Source organism: Streptomyces sindenensis (assembly GCF_014649035.1).
In the GTDB taxonomy this organism is placed as follows: domain Bacteria; phylum Actinomycetota; class Actinomycetes; order Streptomycetales; family Streptomycetaceae; genus Streptomyces; species Streptomyces sindenensis.
In genome coordinates this window covers 1-15,845 of record NZ_BMSG01000021.1, presented here as the reverse complement: position 1 = coordinate 15,845, position 15,845 = coordinate 1, and the positions used below count along the sequence as shown (strand labels likewise).

Annotated in this window: 16 protein-coding genes; 11 read left to right on the top strand and 5 right to left on the bottom strand. The window is 70.6% G+C overall.

What is annotated here, in order from left to right; genetic code table 11:
- Positions 1–270: 270 nt before the first annotated feature.
- Complete coding sequence (miaB, locus tag IE145_RS21900) at positions 271–1,791, bottom strand: tRNA (N6-isopentenyl adenosine(37)-C2)-methylthiotransferase MiaB (protein ID WP_189527158.1); 1,521 nt, start codon at positions 1,789–1,791, stop codon at positions 271–273.
- 138 nt (positions 1,792–1,929) lie between these two features.
- Here miaB and IE145_RS21895 point away from each other — a divergent pair, with 138 nt between their 5' ends.
- A complete protein-coding gene (locus tag IE145_RS21895; protein WP_189527157.1) occupies positions 1,930–2,931 on the top strand; it encodes a TAXI family TRAP transporter solute-binding subunit in 1,002 nt (333 codons plus the stop codon).
- A 48-nt stretch (positions 2,932–2,979) separates the two neighbouring features.
- Here the strand turns inward: IE145_RS21895 and IE145_RS21890 are convergent, their stop codons facing one another.
- Positions 2,980–4,374, bottom strand: a complete 1,395-nt coding sequence (locus tag IE145_RS21890; RefSeq protein ID WP_189527156.1) for a sensor histidine kinase — start codon at positions 4,372–4,374, stop codon at positions 2,980–2,982.
- Between the two features lie 21 nt (positions 4,375–4,395).
- Positions 4,396–5,088: a response regulator transcription factor gene (locus IE145_RS21885; RefSeq protein ID WP_189527155.1), complete on the bottom strand. Its 693-nt coding sequence runs from the start codon at positions 5,086–5,088 to the stop codon at positions 4,396–4,398.
- 387 nt (positions 5,089–5,475) lie between these two features.
- On the opposite strand from IE145_RS21885, the gene IE145_RS21880 reads away from it, so the two are divergent.
- The 9 genes from IE145_RS21880 to IE145_RS21845 all read left to right on the top strand — a co-directional run bounded on the left by IE145_RS21880 (position 5,476) and on the right by IE145_RS21845 (position 13,088).
- On the top strand, positions 5,476–6,261 hold the full coding sequence (locus tag IE145_RS21880) for an amino acid ABC transporter ATP-binding protein (RefSeq protein ID WP_075263900.1): 786 nt from the start codon (positions 5,476–5,478) through the stop codon (positions 6,259–6,261).
- Positions 6,262–6,293: 32 nt separating this feature from the next.
- A complete protein-coding gene (locus IE145_RS21875; RefSeq protein ID WP_069743341.1) occupies positions 6,294–7,217 on the top strand; it encodes a glutamate ABC transporter substrate-binding protein in 924 nt (307 codons plus the stop codon).
- Positions 7,218–7,437: 220 nt separating this feature from the next.
- Complete coding sequence (locus IE145_RS21870; RefSeq protein WP_109196136.1) at positions 7,438–8,085, top strand: amino acid ABC transporter permease; 648 nt, start codon at positions 7,438–7,440, stop codon at positions 8,083–8,085.
- Positions 8,082–9,023 (top strand): amino acid ABC transporter permease, encoded by a 942-nt coding sequence (locus IE145_RS21865; RefSeq protein WP_189527154.1) that lies wholly within the window; start codon positions 8,082–8,084, stop codon positions 9,021–9,023. Before IE145_RS21870 ends, IE145_RS21865 begins: the two co-directional genes overlap by 4 nt.
- 176 nt (positions 9,024–9,199) lie before the next feature.
- A complete protein-coding gene (locus IE145_RS21860) occupies positions 9,200–10,942 on the top strand; it encodes an FAD-dependent monooxygenase (protein ID WP_189527153.1) in 1,743 nt (580 codons plus the stop codon).
- Positions 10,914–11,165, top strand: coding sequence for a putative leader peptide (locus tag IE145_RS33970; RefSeq protein WP_373296619.1), 252 nt, complete (start codon positions 10,914–10,916; stop codon positions 11,163–11,165). The genes IE145_RS21860 and IE145_RS33970 overlap by 29 nt, the downstream gene beginning before the upstream one ends.
- 73 nt (positions 11,166–11,238) lie before the next feature.
- Positions 11,239–11,856: a cupin domain-containing protein gene (locus IE145_RS21855; protein ID WP_189527152.1), complete on the top strand. Its 618-nt coding sequence runs from the start codon at positions 11,239–11,241 to the stop codon at positions 11,854–11,856.
- Positions 11,853–12,266: a rhodanese-like domain-containing protein gene (locus tag IE145_RS21850; RefSeq protein WP_189527151.1), complete on the top strand. Its 414-nt coding sequence runs from the start codon at positions 11,853–11,855 to the stop codon at positions 12,264–12,266. The genes IE145_RS21855 and IE145_RS21850 overlap by 4 nt, the downstream gene beginning before the upstream one ends.
- Positions 12,267–12,443: 177 nt before the next feature.
- The gene (locus IE145_RS21845; RefSeq protein WP_189527150.1) at positions 12,444–13,088 is read left to right on the top strand and encodes a DUF6197 family protein; all 645 of its coding nucleotides are present in this window, start codon (positions 12,444–12,446) and stop codon (positions 13,086–13,088) included.
- A 115-nt stretch (positions 13,089–13,203) separates the two neighbouring features.
- Here IE145_RS21845 and recX read toward each other — a convergent pair whose 3' ends face one another.
- Complete coding sequence (recX, locus tag IE145_RS21840; protein ID WP_189527149.1) at positions 13,204–13,956, bottom strand: recombination regulator RecX; 753 nt, start codon at positions 13,954–13,956, stop codon at positions 13,204–13,206.
- A gap of 3 nt (positions 13,957–13,959) precedes the next feature.
- Entirely contained in the window at positions 13,960–15,078 is a 1,119-nt protein-coding gene (gene recA / locus IE145_RS21835; protein WP_023608766.1) for a recombinase RecA, read from the bottom strand.
- Positions 15,079–15,286: 208 nt separating this feature from the next.
- Here recA and IE145_RS21830 point away from each other — a divergent pair, with 208 nt between their 5' ends.
- Complete coding sequence (locus tag IE145_RS21830; RefSeq protein WP_189527230.1) at positions 15,287–15,667, top strand: hypothetical protein; 381 nt, start codon at positions 15,287–15,289, stop codon at positions 15,665–15,667.
- Positions 15,668–15,845 lie beyond the last annotated feature (178 nt).

Sequence of the window (15,845 nt, the reverse complement as noted above, 5' to 3'; positions counted from 1 at the left end):
GCCGGTCGGGCCGCTCGGGCCTGTCGCTCGGTGCCGACGGTCGCGAGTTGGTCGGGCCGCTCGGGCCTGCGGCTCGGTGCCGACGGTCGCGAACCGGTCGGCCGCTCGGGCCTGCCGCTCGGGCCTGTCGCTCGGTGCCGACGGTCGCACGGAAGCGGCCTGCCCGGACCGGGCCGTGGGCCGGTGGTCACGGGCGGCGTGGGGCGGTCGGCTCGGGCCCCCGGACCCGCTCGGCCCCGACCCTGGGTCAGTCCCCGCCGCCCCCAGCCGTCAGCCGATGCCGCAGGCCGGCGCCGTGGCGGCCGGAAGGGGGTCCGGGGCGCCGATGCCGGGGAGGCCCAGCATCACTCCGGCGGGCTTGGCGGCGGCCTCGGTGGTGCGCTTCTCCCAGGCGTCGCCGGCGCGGGTGGACCGTACGGCGAGCGGCGTGCCCTCGGCCAGCAGGTGGTGCGGGGCGGCGTAGGTGATCTCGACGGTCACCACGTCGCCCGGGCGCACGGCCTGCTCGGGCTGCGTGAAGTGGACCAGGCGGTTGTCGGGGGCACGGCCGGAGAGGCGCTGGGTGGCGCCGTCCTTGCGGCCCTCGCCCTCGGCGACCATGACGTCCAGGGTGCGGCCGACCTGCTTCTTGTTCTCGTCCCAGGAGATCTGCTCCTGGAGGGCGGACAGGCGCATGTACCGCTCCTGGACGACCTCCTTGGGGATCTGGCCGTCCATGTCGGCGGCCGGGGTCCCGGGGCGCTTGGAGTACTGGAAGGTGAACGCGTTGGCGAACCGCGCCTCGCGGACGGCGTGCATCGTCTGCTCGAAGTCCTCCTCGGTCTCGCCGGGGAAGCCCACGATGATGTCGGTGGAGATCGCCGCGTCCGGCATCGCGGCGCGCACCTTCTCGATGATCCCGAGGAAGCGCTCCTGACGGTAGGAGCGGCGCATCGCCTTCAGGATGGTGTCGGAGCCGGACTGCATCGGCATGTGGAGCTGCGGCATCACGTTGGGCGTCTCGGCCATGGCGGCGATGACGTCGTCGGTGAAGTCGCGGGGGTGCGGCGAGGTGAAGCGGACGCGCTCCAGGCCCTCGATCTTCCCGCAGGCGCGCAGCAGCTTGGAGAAGGCCTCGCGGTCGCCGATGTCGGAGCCGTACGCGTTGACGTTCTGGCCGAGGAGGGTGATCTCGGAGACTCCCTCGGCGACCAGTGCCTCGATCTCCGCCAGGATGTCGCCGGTGCGGCGGTCCTTCTCCTTGCCGCGCAGCGCCGGGACGATGCAGAAGGTGCAGGTGTTGTTGCAGCCGACGGAGATGGAGACCCACGCGGCGTAGGCGGACTCGCGGCGGGTGGGGAGCGTGGAGGGGAAGGCTTCCAGGGACTCGGCGATCTCGATCTGCGCCTCTTCCTGGACGCGGGCGCGCTCCAGGAGGACCGGCAGCTTGCCGATGTTGTGCGTGCCGAAGACGACGTCGACCCAGGGGGCGCGCTTGACGATGGTCTCGCGGTCCTTCTGCGCCAGGCAGCCGCCGACGGCGATCTGCATCCCGGGCCGCCTGGTCTTCATGGGGGCGAGGCGGCCGAGGTTGCCGTAGAGCTTGTTGTCGGCGTTCTCCCGCACCGCGCAGGTGTTGAAGACGACGACGTCGGCGTCGCCGTCGGAGCCCTCGGGGGCGCGGACGTAGCCGGCGCCCTCCAGGAGACCCGACAGCCGTTCGGAGTCGTGGACGTTCATCTGGCACCCGTAGGTGCGCACTTCGTAGCTCTTCTGGACGTCCACTGCTTCGCTCCGGTTGCCGCTGCTCATGGGACAAGGGTAGGCGGTTGCCGGGCGGCGTCCCCCCTGCCCCGTGCCCCGCCCCTCTTCCCGGCCCCGCCCGCTGTGGGGCGGGGCCTCACGGGCGAGCCTGGCCAGGGGGGCGGGTGAGCTGGCAGGATCGCGCGCATGCACCACGCTCTGTCCCGATTCGGCCGCCGGCGCACCCTGCAGACGGGCGCCGTGCTCGCGGTCGTGCTCGGGCTGCTCGCGTGGTGGCTGCTGCCCCAGCGGGACGAGGGGGGCCTGCACGGTCCGCTCACCTTCTCCACCGGAGTGCCCAGCGGCGTCTACCAGCGGTACGGGGAGCGGCTGGAGGACGCGCTCGCCAAGGACATGCCGGAGGTGGCCATACGGCTGCGGACCAGTGAGGGGTCGCAGCAGAACCTCGCCCGGGTGGCGACGGGCGAGGCGGACTTCACCATCGCGACGGCCGACGCCGTGGCCACCTATCTGCGCGACGGCAGGCCGGGGGCCCAGCGGCTGCGCGGCTGCGTCCGGCTGTACGACGACTACGTGCAGCTGGTCGTCCCCCGCGACTCCGACATCCGCAGCGCCTCCGATCTGCGGGGCAAGCGGGTGGGGGTCGGCCAGGAGGGTTCCGGGGTGCGGCTGGTCGCAGACCGGCTGCTGAAGGCGGCGGGGCTCGATCCGGACGACGACATCACCCCGGTGCCGGTGGGCATCGACACCATGCCCGTACGGCTGACGCAGGGGCAGCTGGACGCCTTCTTCTGGTCGGGCGGGCTGCCCACCGGTGCCGTGCAGGAGCTGTCGGAGCGGTTCGACATCCGGCTGGTGCCGCTGGAGGCCGCCCTGGTCGCGAAGCTGCAGGCGGCGACCGGGCCGACCCGGTTCTACCGGTCGGCCATGATGCCCGCCGACGCCTATCCGGAGGCCCAGCAGGGCCAGTCGGTGCCCACCGTCGCCGTCCCCAATCTGCTCGTCACGACCGACCGTACGGACGCGGGCATGACCGAGGCCTTCACCCGGACGGTGATCAACAGCCGGGACCGGATCGGGCGCGAGGTGCACGCGGCGCAGCTGGTGGATCTGCGGACGGCCATCTACACGGATCCGCTGGACGTGCACGAAGGGGCCAAGGACTACTACCGCTCGGTGAAGCCGTGACCGCCTCGCGGCGAGAGCGCGGAACCGCCTGACGCGGGGGTGCCCGGCTCAGCCGCCCTGTCGTTCGCGGGGCAGCGAGACGGTCACCCGCAGGCCGTGCGGTGCGTGGTGCTCGTACGCGATCGAGCCGCCGCCCGCCGCGAGCAGCACCCGGGAGATGGAGAGGCCGAGCCCCGATCCGCTGACGTTCTGGTGGCGGGTGCTGCGCCAGAAGCGGTCGCCGACGCGTTCCAGTTCCGCTTCGGTGAGGCCGGGGCCCCGGTCGGCGACCACGACGGTCGTCGTACGGGTTCCGGCGGCGACGGTGACGGTGACGTCCTCGCCGGCCGGGGTGAACTTCAGGGCGTTGTCGATCACCGCGTCCAGGGCGCTGGAGAGCGCCACGGGGTCGGCCCAGGCGGTGACCGCCGCAGCGCCCTCCAGGGTGAGACGCACGCCCTCCCGGTCCGCCATCGGGCGCCAGGAGGCGACCCGCTCGGCGGTGAGCGGGACGAGGTCGATGAGCTGGAGGTCCGCCTCGGTGTGCTCGGCCAGCGCGAGGTCCAGGAGGTCGTCGAGGACCCGGGCCAGCCGCTTGCCCTCGGTGCGCACGGCCGCGATCTCCTCGCTGTCCTCGGGCAGCTCCAGGGCGAGCAGTTCGATGCGCAGCAGCAGGGCGGCGAGCGGGTTGCGCAGCTGGTGCGAGGCGTCGGCGACGAAGGCGCGCTGCTGCTCCAGCACGTCCTCGACGTTGTCCGCCATCTCGTTGAAGGAGCGGGCCAGGTGCCGGAGTTCCGGCGGCCCGGCGGAGGCGGCGACGCGGGAGCGCATGCGGCCCCCGGCGATGTCGCGGGTGGCCGCGTCCAGGGTCCGTACGGGCAGCAGGACCCAGCCGGTGAGCCGGAACGCCGCGGCGACCGCCACCAGCAGGGCGAGTGCCTCGCCGAGACCGATGAGCAGCCAGGTCCGCAGGATCCGGGAACGCATCTCGCCGGTGGGCGAGTCGATGACGACCACGGCGACCACGTCACCGTCGCGCACCACGGGCGAGGCGACGACGACGCGCCCGTTCTGCCAGGGCCAGACCTGCGGCGGATCGTGCGAGCGGCGGCCGAGGAGCGCCTCGCCGAAGGCCGTGCGCCCCTCCCCCTCCGCGGGCAGGGTCCAGGAGCGGGGCGCCTTGGCCAGGGCCCGGTCGTCCTGGAAGAAGACGCCGGCGCGGATGTCGTAGACCGAGGCGTAGACCTCCAGATCGGTCTGGAGGGTGCGGCGGCGCTCCTCGCTGTCCGGCGAGGTGTCGGTGATGGACTGGGCCAGGGCGGCGAACCGTGCCGTGTCGTCGATCCGGTCGATGACCAGGCGCTGCTGCTCGGCGGCGGCCACGCTGATCGCGAGCGGGAAGCCGAGGGTGACCAGGACTGCGGCCATCAGGACGATGAGCAGCGGGAGCAGGCGGGAGCGCACCGGGGAAACGTACCCGGTCGGTTACGCGGACGGCGCGACGAGCCGGTAGCCGACGCCCCGCACGGTCTCGATGAGGGTGGGCAGCCGCAGCTTGGAGCGCAGGGAGGCGACGTGGACCTCCAGGGTGCGCCCGGTCCCCTCCCAGCTGGTGCGCCAGACCTCGCTGATGATCTGCTCGCGGCGGAAGACGACGCCGGGGCGCTGGGCGAGGAGGGCCAGCAGGTCGAACTCCTTGCGGGTGAGCTGGACTTCCTCGCCCTCGACGCTGACCCGGCGGGTCGGCAGCTCGATGGCGACCGGCCCGAGGCGCAGGGCGGCGACGGGGGTGGGGGCGGTGTCCTCGCCGCTCGACGTGCGCCGGGCGACCGCGTGGATACGGGCGAGCAGCTCGCCGGTGTCGTACGGCTTGGTGACGTAGTCGTCGGCGCCGAGGTTGAGGCCGTGGATGCGCGAGCGCACGTCGGCGCGGGCGGTGACCATGATCACGGGGGTCGTGGTGCGCTTGCGGATCTTGCCGCACACCTCGTAGCCGTCCTGGTCGGGCAGGCCGAGGTCGAGGAGGATCACTCCGAAGGGCTCCTTCTCGGCGGGCAGCAGCGCGCGGAGGGCCTCTTCGCCGTTGCGGGCGTGCACGACCTTGAATCCGTGCCGGGCGAGCACGGCGGACAGGGCCGCGGCGACATGGTCGTCATCCTCGACGAGCAGCAGTCTCATGACCCTCCCTCCGTCTCTCCCGGGGCCGTCCGGCCCCTCGGGCTCATCCGTGCAACCGTTGCACGCTGTCACCGGGTGTTGTCCCGCGTTTCACCCTGCTTCATCCGGAAGACCCGTGTCGCGGTCTGCCGTTCATCGACGCTCCGCGTCGACCTCGCTCAAGGCATCCACGCCGATGAACGGCACACCAGTCAAGAGGCTGCCGGTTACAGCGGGGTTTCCGTTATGCACCCGGTACGCCCCGGGGCGGCGCCGGGCGTCCTGTTCACGCGGAGTGTCCGGTTGCCGCCGGATCGTTATGCTCAATTTCCGCTCAGATGTAATGACGTTGGTCGCACTGCGTCATTAGGGTCCTTGTTCAACCGAGGAGGACGGAGCAAGAAGCCGATGAGCGGAGTTTCAGTGACCAAGGACGCCGAGGATGCCGCGCCCGCGGCGAACGACCTGGTCGTACTGAGCAACGTCAACAAGCACTTCGGCGCGCTGCATGTGCTCCAGGACATCGACCTGACCATCGCCCGGGGCGAGGTCGTGGTCGTCATCGGGCCTTCCGGGTCCGGCAAGTCCACGCTGTGCCGCACGATCAACCGCTTGGAGACGGTCGATTCGGGAGCGATCTCGATCGACGGCAAGCCTCTGCCCCAGGAGGGCAAGGAGCTGGCCAGGCTGCGTGCCGACGTGGGCATGGTCTTCCAGTCGTTCAATCTCTTCGCACACAAGACGGTGCTGGAGAACGTCATGCTGGGCCAGATCAAGGTCCGCAAGGCCGACAAGAAGGCCGCGGAGGAGAAGGCCCGGACCCTGCTCGACCGGGTGGGCGTCGGCGTACAGGCCGACAAGTACCCGGCGCAGCTCTCCGGTGGCCAGCAGCAACGCGTCGCGATCGCGAGGGCGTTGGCGATGGACCCGAAGGTCATGCTCTTCGACGAGCCCACGTCGGCGCTCGACCCGGAGATGATCAACGAGGTCCTCGAAGTCATGCAGCAGCTGGCCCGGGACGGGATGACGATGATCGTCGTCACCCACGAGATGGGCTTCGCCCGGTCCGCCGCCAACCGCGTCGTGTTCATGGCGGACGGGAAGATCGTCGAAGAGGCGACGCCCGAACAGTTCTTCAGCAATCCGCGCAGCGACCGGGCCAAGGACTTCCTGTCGAAGATCCTTCACCACTGACGCCAACGACCTACGACATAAGGATTGTTCACATGAAGCTCCGCAAGTCCGCCGCCGTGGCGGCCATCGCCGTCCTCGCCCTGACCGCGACCGCGTGCGGTGGCAAGGAGGGCTCCGCCGGTGACAAGCCGGGCGGCACGAAGCCGGGTTCCTCCGACGCCCCCGCGCTCCCCACCTACACCGCGGCCACCGGTGTCGACCTCGACTCCCCGGTCTTCAAGAAGGCCAAGGAGCGCGGCAAGCTGATCATCGGCGCCAAGGCCGACCAGCCGTACCTCGGCTTCGAGGACCAGTCGACCAAGGAGCGCTCGGGCTTCGACATCGAGATCGCCAAGATGGTCGCCGCCGACCTCGGCTTCTCGGAGAAGCAGATCGAGTGGAAGACCGTCGACTCCGGTGTCCGTGAGACGGCCATCTCCAAGGGCCAGGTCGACTACTACGTCGGCACCTACACGATCAACGACGAGCGCAAGAAGCAGGTCGGCTTCGCCGGTCCGTACTACAAGGCCGGCGCGGACCTGCTGGTGCGCAAGGACGAGACGGCGATCACCGGCAAGGAGTCGGTGAAGGGCAAGAAGGTCTGCTCGATCGTCGGCTCCACGCCGCTGCAGGAGATCAAGAAGCCGGAGTACGGCGCGAGCGTCGTCGAGCTGGCCAAGTACTCCGACTGCGTGCAGCAGCTGCTGACCAAGCAGGTCGACGCCGTCACCACGGACGACTCGATCCTCAAGGGCTACGCCGCCGCCAACAAGGGCAAGCTCAAGGTCGTCGGCAAGCCGTTCACCGACGAGCCCTACGGCGTCGGCCTGAACAAGGACGACAAGGTGCTGCGCGAGGCCATCAGCAAGTCGCTGGAGGACCGCGTCAAGGACGGCACGTACAAGAAGATCTACGAGGCCACCCTCGGCCTGTCCGGTTCGGACTACGTCGACCCGCCGGCCATCGAGCGCTACTGACGCCCTCGGGCGCCCGGCACCGTCGGGCGCCCGGCACCTCCCGGTGCCCAGCACCTCCTGGTGCCCAGCACCTCCTGGTGCCCGAGCGCCGACATCCGTCACGGCGCCCCGCGAGTGACCCAGTCGTCCCGTACGCCGCCCCCCTCTCCCCGGGGGCGGCGGGCGTACGGGGCGCTCCTTCCCCTGCCCCGATGCCGATGACCGCCGACGCGGAGACCTCATGAACGTACTGCTCGACAATTTCCCAGCGTTCCGCGACGGCTTCATAGGAACTGTGTCGATCACCGCCGTCAGCTCGCTTATCGCCCTGGTTCTCGGTGTGGTCCTCGCCGGATTCCGCGTCTCGCCGGTGCCGCCGCTGCGGTACTTCGGCACCGCGTGGGTCACGCTGATGCGCAACACCCCGCTGACGCTGCTCTTCCTGATCTTCTTCTTCGTGGTGCCGGAGATCCTCTTCCCGGGGATGAGCCCGTTCGTCCTCGGCTCCCTGGCCCTCGGCTTCTACACCTCGTCCTTCGTCTGCGAGGCGGTCCGCTCCGGCATCAACACCGTGCCGCTGGGACAGGCGGAGGCCGCGCGCTCGATCGGCATGACGTTCGCCCAGACCCTGCAGATCGTGGTGCTCCCCCAGGCCACGCGCACGGTGATCCCGCCGCTGAGCAGCATCTTCATCGCCCTGACGAAGAACTCCGCGATCGCCGGCGCCTTCAGCAACGCCGAGTTGTTCGGCTGGCAGAAGCTCATGAGTGACAAGGGCTACGACATCGTCCCCGTCTTCATCTGGGTGGCCATCGGGTACCTGATCATCACCTTTACCATCAGCGGCCTCTTCCGGCTGCTGGAGCGTCGCATGGAGGTCGCCCGATGAGCGCCAGCGTTCTTTACGACGCCCCGGGCCCCAAGGCCGTCGTCCGCAACCGGATCTACGCCGTCGTCGGCAGCCTCGCCATCGTGGCGCTGCTCGTCGTCAGCGTCCTGCGGCTGGCCGACAAGGGGCACCTCGCCCCTGAGATGTGGGACATCTTCAACTACGCGGGCATCCGGCAGAACATCGCCGACGCGGTGCTCGCCACCCTCAAGGCGTTCGGTCTCGCCGCGGTCGGTTCGCTGGTCCTCGGCGTGCTCCTGGCGGTGGGCCGGCTCTCCGACCACAAGCCGGTCCGCTGGGTGGCGACCACCTTCATCGAGCTGTTCCGCTCGCTGCCGCTGCTGATCACCATCTACGCGATCTGGGTCGGCTTCCTCACCGACTACTCGATGTGGGCGCTGGCCGCGGGCCTCTCCGTCTACAACGGCTGTGTCCAGGCCGAGGTGCTGCGCGCCGGGATCAACTCGGTGCCCAAGGGCCAGAGCGAGGCCGCGTACGCCCTCGGCATGAGCAAGACGCAGGTCATGACGACCGTCCTGATGCCGCAGGCGATCCGGTCGATGCTGCCGACGATCATCAGCCAGCTCGTGGTGACCCTCAAGGACACCTCGCTCGGCTTCATCATCCTGTACCCGGAGCTGCTCCAGACCGCGCGTCTGATCGCCTCCAACACCCAGGTGAACGGCCAGTACCCGTACGTCTCGACGATCGTCGTCATCGGCACGATCTACATCGCGATGTGTCTGCTGCTCTCGGCGCTGGCTACGTGGATCGAGAAGCGCGGGCGCCGGGCCAAGACCGGCATCAAGGTGGCGCCCGGCGTCCAGACCGCCGACATCCCCACGGCGGAGGACATCCCCGGCCCGAGGGCGGGGGGCGCAGGGGGCGCAGGCCCGACGGTCGATGGTGCCGCTGGGGCCGGAGTGACGAAGGACTGACCTCCCCGGGGCCTTCCGGGCCCCTCCCGGCAGGAGCATTCGAGGCAGCGGCGCACGCGTCGCTGCCTCGGTCACTTGACGCACGTACCACCAGTGGGTTGCATACGTTCTGTGATCACGCACCCGGCTACCTCTGCCACGTTCCGCATGACCGTCAGGGCCGGAGGGTACGCGCTGTGGACCCGGTGATCGTCGTCGGCGCCGGGCCCGTCGGCCTGACGCTGTCGCTGGCCCTCGCCGCCCAGGGCGTCCCGTCGGTCCTCCTCGACGAGGGCCCCGGCGCGGAGGAGCCCCGGCCCGCCCGCACGGTCGTGCTGCGCGAGGACACCGCCGACCTGGTGGGCCGCCTCGGCTGCCGGGAGCTGGACCGGGTCGGGCTGCGCTGGACGGGCTGGCGTTCGATGCGCCGGAAGCAGCTGGTCCGGGAGATGCCGCTGCGCGGGGGCCGGCCGGACGAGGGCGGCGAGCCGCTCCCCGGGCTCGTCCCCGCACCGCTGCACCTGCCGCAGCACGAGCTGAGCGCCGCGCTGCGTGCGGCGGTGGACAAGGAACCGCTGGTCCGGCTGGTGCCGCTGAGCCGGATCGACACCCTGGAGCAGGACCGCGACGGCATCACCGTGCACACCAGGGAGCCGGGGTCGACCTGGTGGCGCGGGAGTTATCTGGTCGGCTGCGACGGCGCCCGGTCGACCGTGCGCAAGCTGCTCGACATCCGCTTTCCCGGTCGTACGGCGGTGGAGCGGCATGCCGTCGCCGCGCTCCGGGCCGAACTGCCCTGGCCCGGCCAGGCCGTGTCGCACCGGCAGCCGCCGTGGCGGACCGGCGGTGAGGAGGTCTCCGCCCGACCGCTGCCGAACGGCGTCTGGCGGCTGGACTGGCTGCTGCCGCCACGCGGCGAACTGGTCACCCCGGAAGCGGTGATCACCCGGATCCGGGACACGCTGGCCGGCTGGTGCGGCGAGACCCCTCCGTACGAACTGCTGGACACCGGCGTCCACACGCTCCACCACCGGCTCGCCCGGCGCTGGCGCAGGCAGCGCGCCTTCCTGGCGGGAGACGCGGCGCACCTCCTGGGGGCGCTGGGCACACAAGGGCTCGACGAGGGCATCCGGGACGCCGAGAACCTGGCCTGGAAGCTGGCCCACGCCTGGCACCACGGCCCGGCCGAGCAGCTCCTCGACAGCTACCAGGCGGAGCGGCGGGCCGCAGTGGCCGCCCGGTTGCGCGCCGCCGATCAGTCGCTGCCGATACTGCGCGGCGGAGGCGGTCTGCGGACGCTGGTCCCGGGCGCCGCACGCGGTCACGACACCCTGCTCGCCGACGGACATCTGGGCCGCGGGGCACTGGGTGCGCCCCCTTCGTACTCGCACTCCCCCCTTTCACCTCCGCACGCAGAGGCGCACACCGTTGTTGGTACGCCCCCCGGTGCGCCGGTCGTGGATGTGACGGTGACCGCGCCGGACGGAACGACGACACGGCTGCGGGAGCGGCTCGGGCAGGGGCATCCGCTGGTGATCCTGGTCGCGCCGGGGACCGGCGTCTGGGACCGGCGGCACTGGCAGACGGCGGGCGTCATGCCCCGCCTCACGGACGCCGTGGCGGCGCTCCCCGGTACGACGGAACTGCTGGTCACCGAGAGCTATCCGGGAGCCTCGGCCCACACCGTGCTGCTGGTCCGGCCGGACGGGCATCTGGTGGCGGCCTTCGGCGGCGTACGGCCGGCGGAGCTGTTCACCGCGGCCCAGGCGGCGCTGGGCGGTGCGCCGCGTGCTGGGCGGGAGCGCGCGGAAGCGGAGGACGAGGAGAGCGAGAGCCGGAAGAACCGGGAGAGCCGGGAGAGCCGGGAGAGCCGGGAGAGCAGCGACGAGAAGGGGGCCCGGACGCGGGTCCATGCCGACGGGACCGCCGGGCACCGCTGACCGGTGGTCCGTCGTCCGTCGTACATGTGCGTCCGTACGTGTGCGTCCGTACATGTGCGTCCGTACATGTGCGTCCGTGGCGGACGAACGCGGACGAACATTGACCGTCACGGGCACGCGTGGTGTACTCCAGATCATGACCGACACCGATGTGCGCCTGTGGCGGAGGGTCCATATGGACCTCGTCCGTTACGCGGGCTGCGTGTGTCGCCCGTCCTGCTGAATCGCCTCCCTATGCCGGTCCGTGCCGCTCTCCGCACGGCCGGGGTCCCGCGCGAACTCTCAGGACGGTCCTCGTGTCTTCCGCTCACTCCGCCGTGGCCACGGCCGGCTCGGTGTCTCCTCCTCCTTCCCCTGTTTCCTCTGCTGCCTCCTCTGCCTCCCCCGTCTCCGCTGCCTCCTCTACCTCCGCTTCCGGGGCCTCGCCGACGAGCGGGGAGCTGCTGGAGTTCGTCCGCCGCACCGCCCGGGACGAGGCGCTCATCGCCTCGTTGCCCCTCGATCCGGAGGGCCGGACCTGGATCCGGCTCGACGGACCGGGCGGCAGCGAGTCGTGGCTGATCGGCTGGCCGCCCGGCACCGGTACGGGCTGGCACGATCACGCCGACTCGATCGGCGCGTTCACGACGGCGGCCGGTGCCCTCAGGGAGCACTCGCTCGTCGTGCGGCTGCCCACCGACGGCTGGAAGACGCTGGAGCTGACGGACGGGGTGGACCGGTCGAGGGAACTGGCGACCGGTCAGGGGCGGGCCTTCGGCCGGAACCACGTCCACGAAGTGCTCAACGAGTCCGAGGACGCGCACGCGATCTCCGTCCACGCCTACTACCCGCCGCTGCCGCGGATCCGCCGGTTCAGCCGCACCGGTGCCGTGCTCCGGCTGGAGCAGACCGAGAGCCCCGAGGACTGGCAGTGAGCGAGAACCCCAGCACGGGCACCCCTGGCCCGGTGGGGATCGACGAGCTGCTGGAGCGGGTCAGGGCCGGCTACGACCGGATCGACCCGCTCGCCGCCGCCGCTGCGGCGGAAGGCGGGGCGCTGCTGGTGGACATCCGGTACGCGGCACTTCGCGACCGGGACGGACTGATCCCCGGTGCGCTGGTCGTCGAACGCAACGAGCTGGAGTGGCGGCTCGACCCGCAGGGCAGTCACCGCGCACCCGAGGCGGTCGGCCATGACCTCCAGATCGTCGTCATCTGCAACGAGGGATACGCCTCCAGCCTCGCGGTCGCCTCACTGCGGCTGCTGGGACTGCATCGGGCCACCGATCTGATCGGCGGCTTCCAGGCCTGGCGCGCGGCGGGGCTCCCGGTCGGCTCCGCCTGACGCCCGCCCTCGTACCCACGATCTGGTGCCTCCCCCCGGTGCCCGGCACTTGACCTCAGATACCGGGCGCCGGCTCTGCGCTGCCGCACCCGAACGCCACGTTCCACTGGAGCAATCGCCGCGCGTGACCGACATTCGCCTCACACAGAGGACCGAAATGTACGGAGATGAGCGCATATGACGACCACTGTCCTCACCCCCGACCAGCTCGACGGCCAGGCAGCCCGGCTGCACGACACCCAGGCATGGCAGCAGATCGTCTCGGGCTGGGAGCACAGCACGGGCTGGGAACACAGCGCCCCCGAGTCGGCGCCGGCCCCCGTACTCACCCCCGTACCCGCACGGCCCTCCGACTGGCGGAGCCTGTTGTCCGTCCCCGTGGACCGACTGATCGACGACACGGTGCGGTCCCTGCCCGCGCCGCCGCCGCACCAGCGCCCGCTGCCCGGACGGCTGGGTGCGATGCTGCCCGACCGCGTCCACTTCTGGCGGCGGGTCGGGCAGAGCGACCTGCGTCCCTCGGCCCATCTCGGCTACGCACGGCAGATCCTGGCCGAGTGGGGCTGGCAGAACACCCCCTACCGGCTGCGGAACGCCCGTGGCGCACGCTGTGTCTGCGGCGCCATGATCTCCGCGCACCGCCTCGGCTACGGCTCCCTCGACACCGTGGACCGGGCCGGCGCCTGGCTGATCACGGAGCTGCGCGCACAAGGGTGGTCAGGGCTGATCGGCCCCTGGAACCGCCATGCCGGCCGCACCGCCGCCGATGCCCTGGCCCTCCTGGACGCCACCATCCGCCGCGCTTCCTTGGCCGGACAGTAGCCACGGGACAAGGGCCCGCTTCAAGACTCCGACAAGGACTCACGCCAGAGGATTGGTGGGGGACTCACGTCGGGGCATCGCGTCAAGCGTCAGGGATCACGTCAAGGGATCGGTATCAGAAAGGCTCGTCCAGGCCTTCCGTGTCCTCGCCCTCCTCTTCCAGCGCCTGACGCACCACCCGCAGGGCCATGCCCTCCCCGTATCCCTTGCGTGCGAGCATCCCCGCCAGGCGGCGCAGCCGCTTGTCCCGGTCCAGCCCCCGAGTGGAGCGGAGCTTGCGGGCCACGAGCTCGCGCGCCGTCTCCTCCTCCTGGTCCGAGTCGAGCTGCCCGACCGCCTCGTCGATCACGGCGGAGTCCACGCCCTTCGTCCGCAGTTCACGGACGAGGGCGCGGCGCGCGAGCCCCCGGCCGTGGTGCCGGGACTCCACCCATGCCCCGGCGAACGCCGCGTCGTCGATCAGCCCGACGTCCTCGAAGCGCGCGAGCACCTCTTCGGCCGCCTCGTCCGGGATCTCCCGCTTGCGCAGGGCGTCCGCGAGCTGTTTGCGCGTCCGCGGTGTCCCGGTGAGCAGTCGCAGACAGATGTTGCGCGCCTGCTCGACCGGGTCACGCGGCTCCCCCTTCTCGGCCCTCGACGAGGAAGGGGAGCCGCTGCTTCTGGTGCCGGAACGGGCACGGCGGCCCGCTCCCTCGCCGAATCCGCTCCCGGCGCCCGCTCCACCGCGTGACCGGCGCCCGGACCGCATTCCGACGTCGTCCGCTGCCGCCCCCCGCGCGGCAGCGGACGCGTCGACGGCCCCGTCATCGGATCCGGCACCGCCGCTGGGCTCGGCGGGGGTGTCCGGCCACTCCGTACGACGTGTCACGGTCTAGCTCTTGGCCGCCGCGGTCTTGGCCGGCTTGGCCTTGGTGGTCGCGGTGGTCGCGGGCTTCGCCGCCGTGTCGGCCGCCGGTGCCGCGTCTGCGCCGGGCTCGCCCGCGGCGGCGTCCGGGCGGACGCCGACACCCAGCTTCTCCAGGATCTTCTTCTCGATCTCGTTGGCGAGGTCGGGGTTGTCCTTGAGGAAGTTGCGGGCGTTCTCCTTGCCCTGGCCGAGCTGGTCGCCCTCGTACGTGTACCAGGCGCCGGCCTTGCGGACGAAGCCGTGCTCCACGCCCATGTCGATCAGACCGCCCTCGCGGCTGATGCCCTGGCCGTAGAGGATGTCGAACTCAGCCTGCTTGAACGGCGGGGCGACCTTGTTCTTGACGACCTTGACGCGGGTGCGGTTGCCGACCGCGTCGGTGCCGTCCTTCAGCGTCTCGATCCGGCGGATGTCGAGGCGCACCGAGGCGTAGAACTTCAGCGCCCGGCCACCGGTCGTGGTCTCCGGAGAGCCGAACATCACGCCGATCTTCTCGCGGAGCTGGTTGATGAAGATCGCGGTGGTCTTGGACTGGTTGAGCGCACTGGTGATCTTGCGGAGGGCCTGGCTCATCAGCCGGGCCTGGAGGCCCACGTGCGAGTCGCCCATCTCGCCCTCGATCTCCGCACGGGGCACCAGGGCCGCCACGGAGTCGATGACGATCAGGTCCAGTGCGCCCGAGCGCACCAGCATGTCGGTGATCTCCAGCGCCTGCTCACCGTTGTCCGGCTGGGACAGGATGAGGCTGTCGATGTCGACGCCGAGCTTCTTCGCGTACTCCGGGTCGAGGGCGTGCTCGGCGTCGATGAAGGCCACCGAGCCGCCCTGGCGCTGCGCGTTCGCCACGGCGTGCAGCGTCAGCGTCGTCTTACCGGAGGACTCCGGCCCGTACACCTCCACCACGCGGCCGCGCGGCAGACCGCCGACGCCGAGGGCGACGTCGAGGGCGGTCGATCCCGTGGGGATGACCTCAATGGGCTCGTTCGGCCGCTCCCCGAGGCGCATCACCGCGCCCTTGCCGAACTGTCGTTCAATCTGTGCGAGCGCGGCGTCCAGCGCCTTCTCGCGGTCGGTTCCTGCCATGGGTTCCACCCGATTTGCTTGAGTCGATCGCTTCACGTCACAGACGCTAACCCCTGCCACTGACAATGGGCCTCGACGTCCTCCCGACCTGTGGACAACTCCACGGCCGGGCCCGGGAAAACCCGGCCGGAATCCCATCAGAATGGATGTTCGATTTCCGTGTCAAGCGCACCACGCGGGAGCCGCGGCACGGGTGGACGAGTGTCCTGTGTCATCGAAGTTTGATCAGCACGAGGCGCTGTGGGGTGGCGGGATGGGACAGCTCGCGGATGCGTACGCAGATCCTGACCTGGGCGCGTTTGACCTGGGGTTCTTCGAGGGTGGAGTGCAGGTTCGGCGGTCGCTTGCGGCCAAGCGGATCCTCAGCCCACGCTTCCTCAACCGCACACCAGTCGGCCGACACCTCGTGATCTCAGAAGATCACCACACCAGACTCGCCGCCCTCTACGAGAACGGCATGACGGCCGCACAGGCGTGGCACGAACTCATCGACAAATACGACACCTGGGTCAGCCCATCCGCCGTCGGGCACCACTTCGCCCTATTCGATCTCACACGAGGCATCACCCACTCAAGAGCCGGGGAGTGACCCAGGCCACTCAAACTTCGATGTCAGGACATCGTTGTCCTGTGACATCGAACGTTGAGCGTTGTCACCGAAGATCGAGGGCACTGGCGAGAACGCGGAGGCGGCCCGAGCTCTGCTGGCCTGAGAAAGTGTTGGGTAAGCCGTTGATCACTCGCGGTTGAGGTCTTCGGTGAGGCGT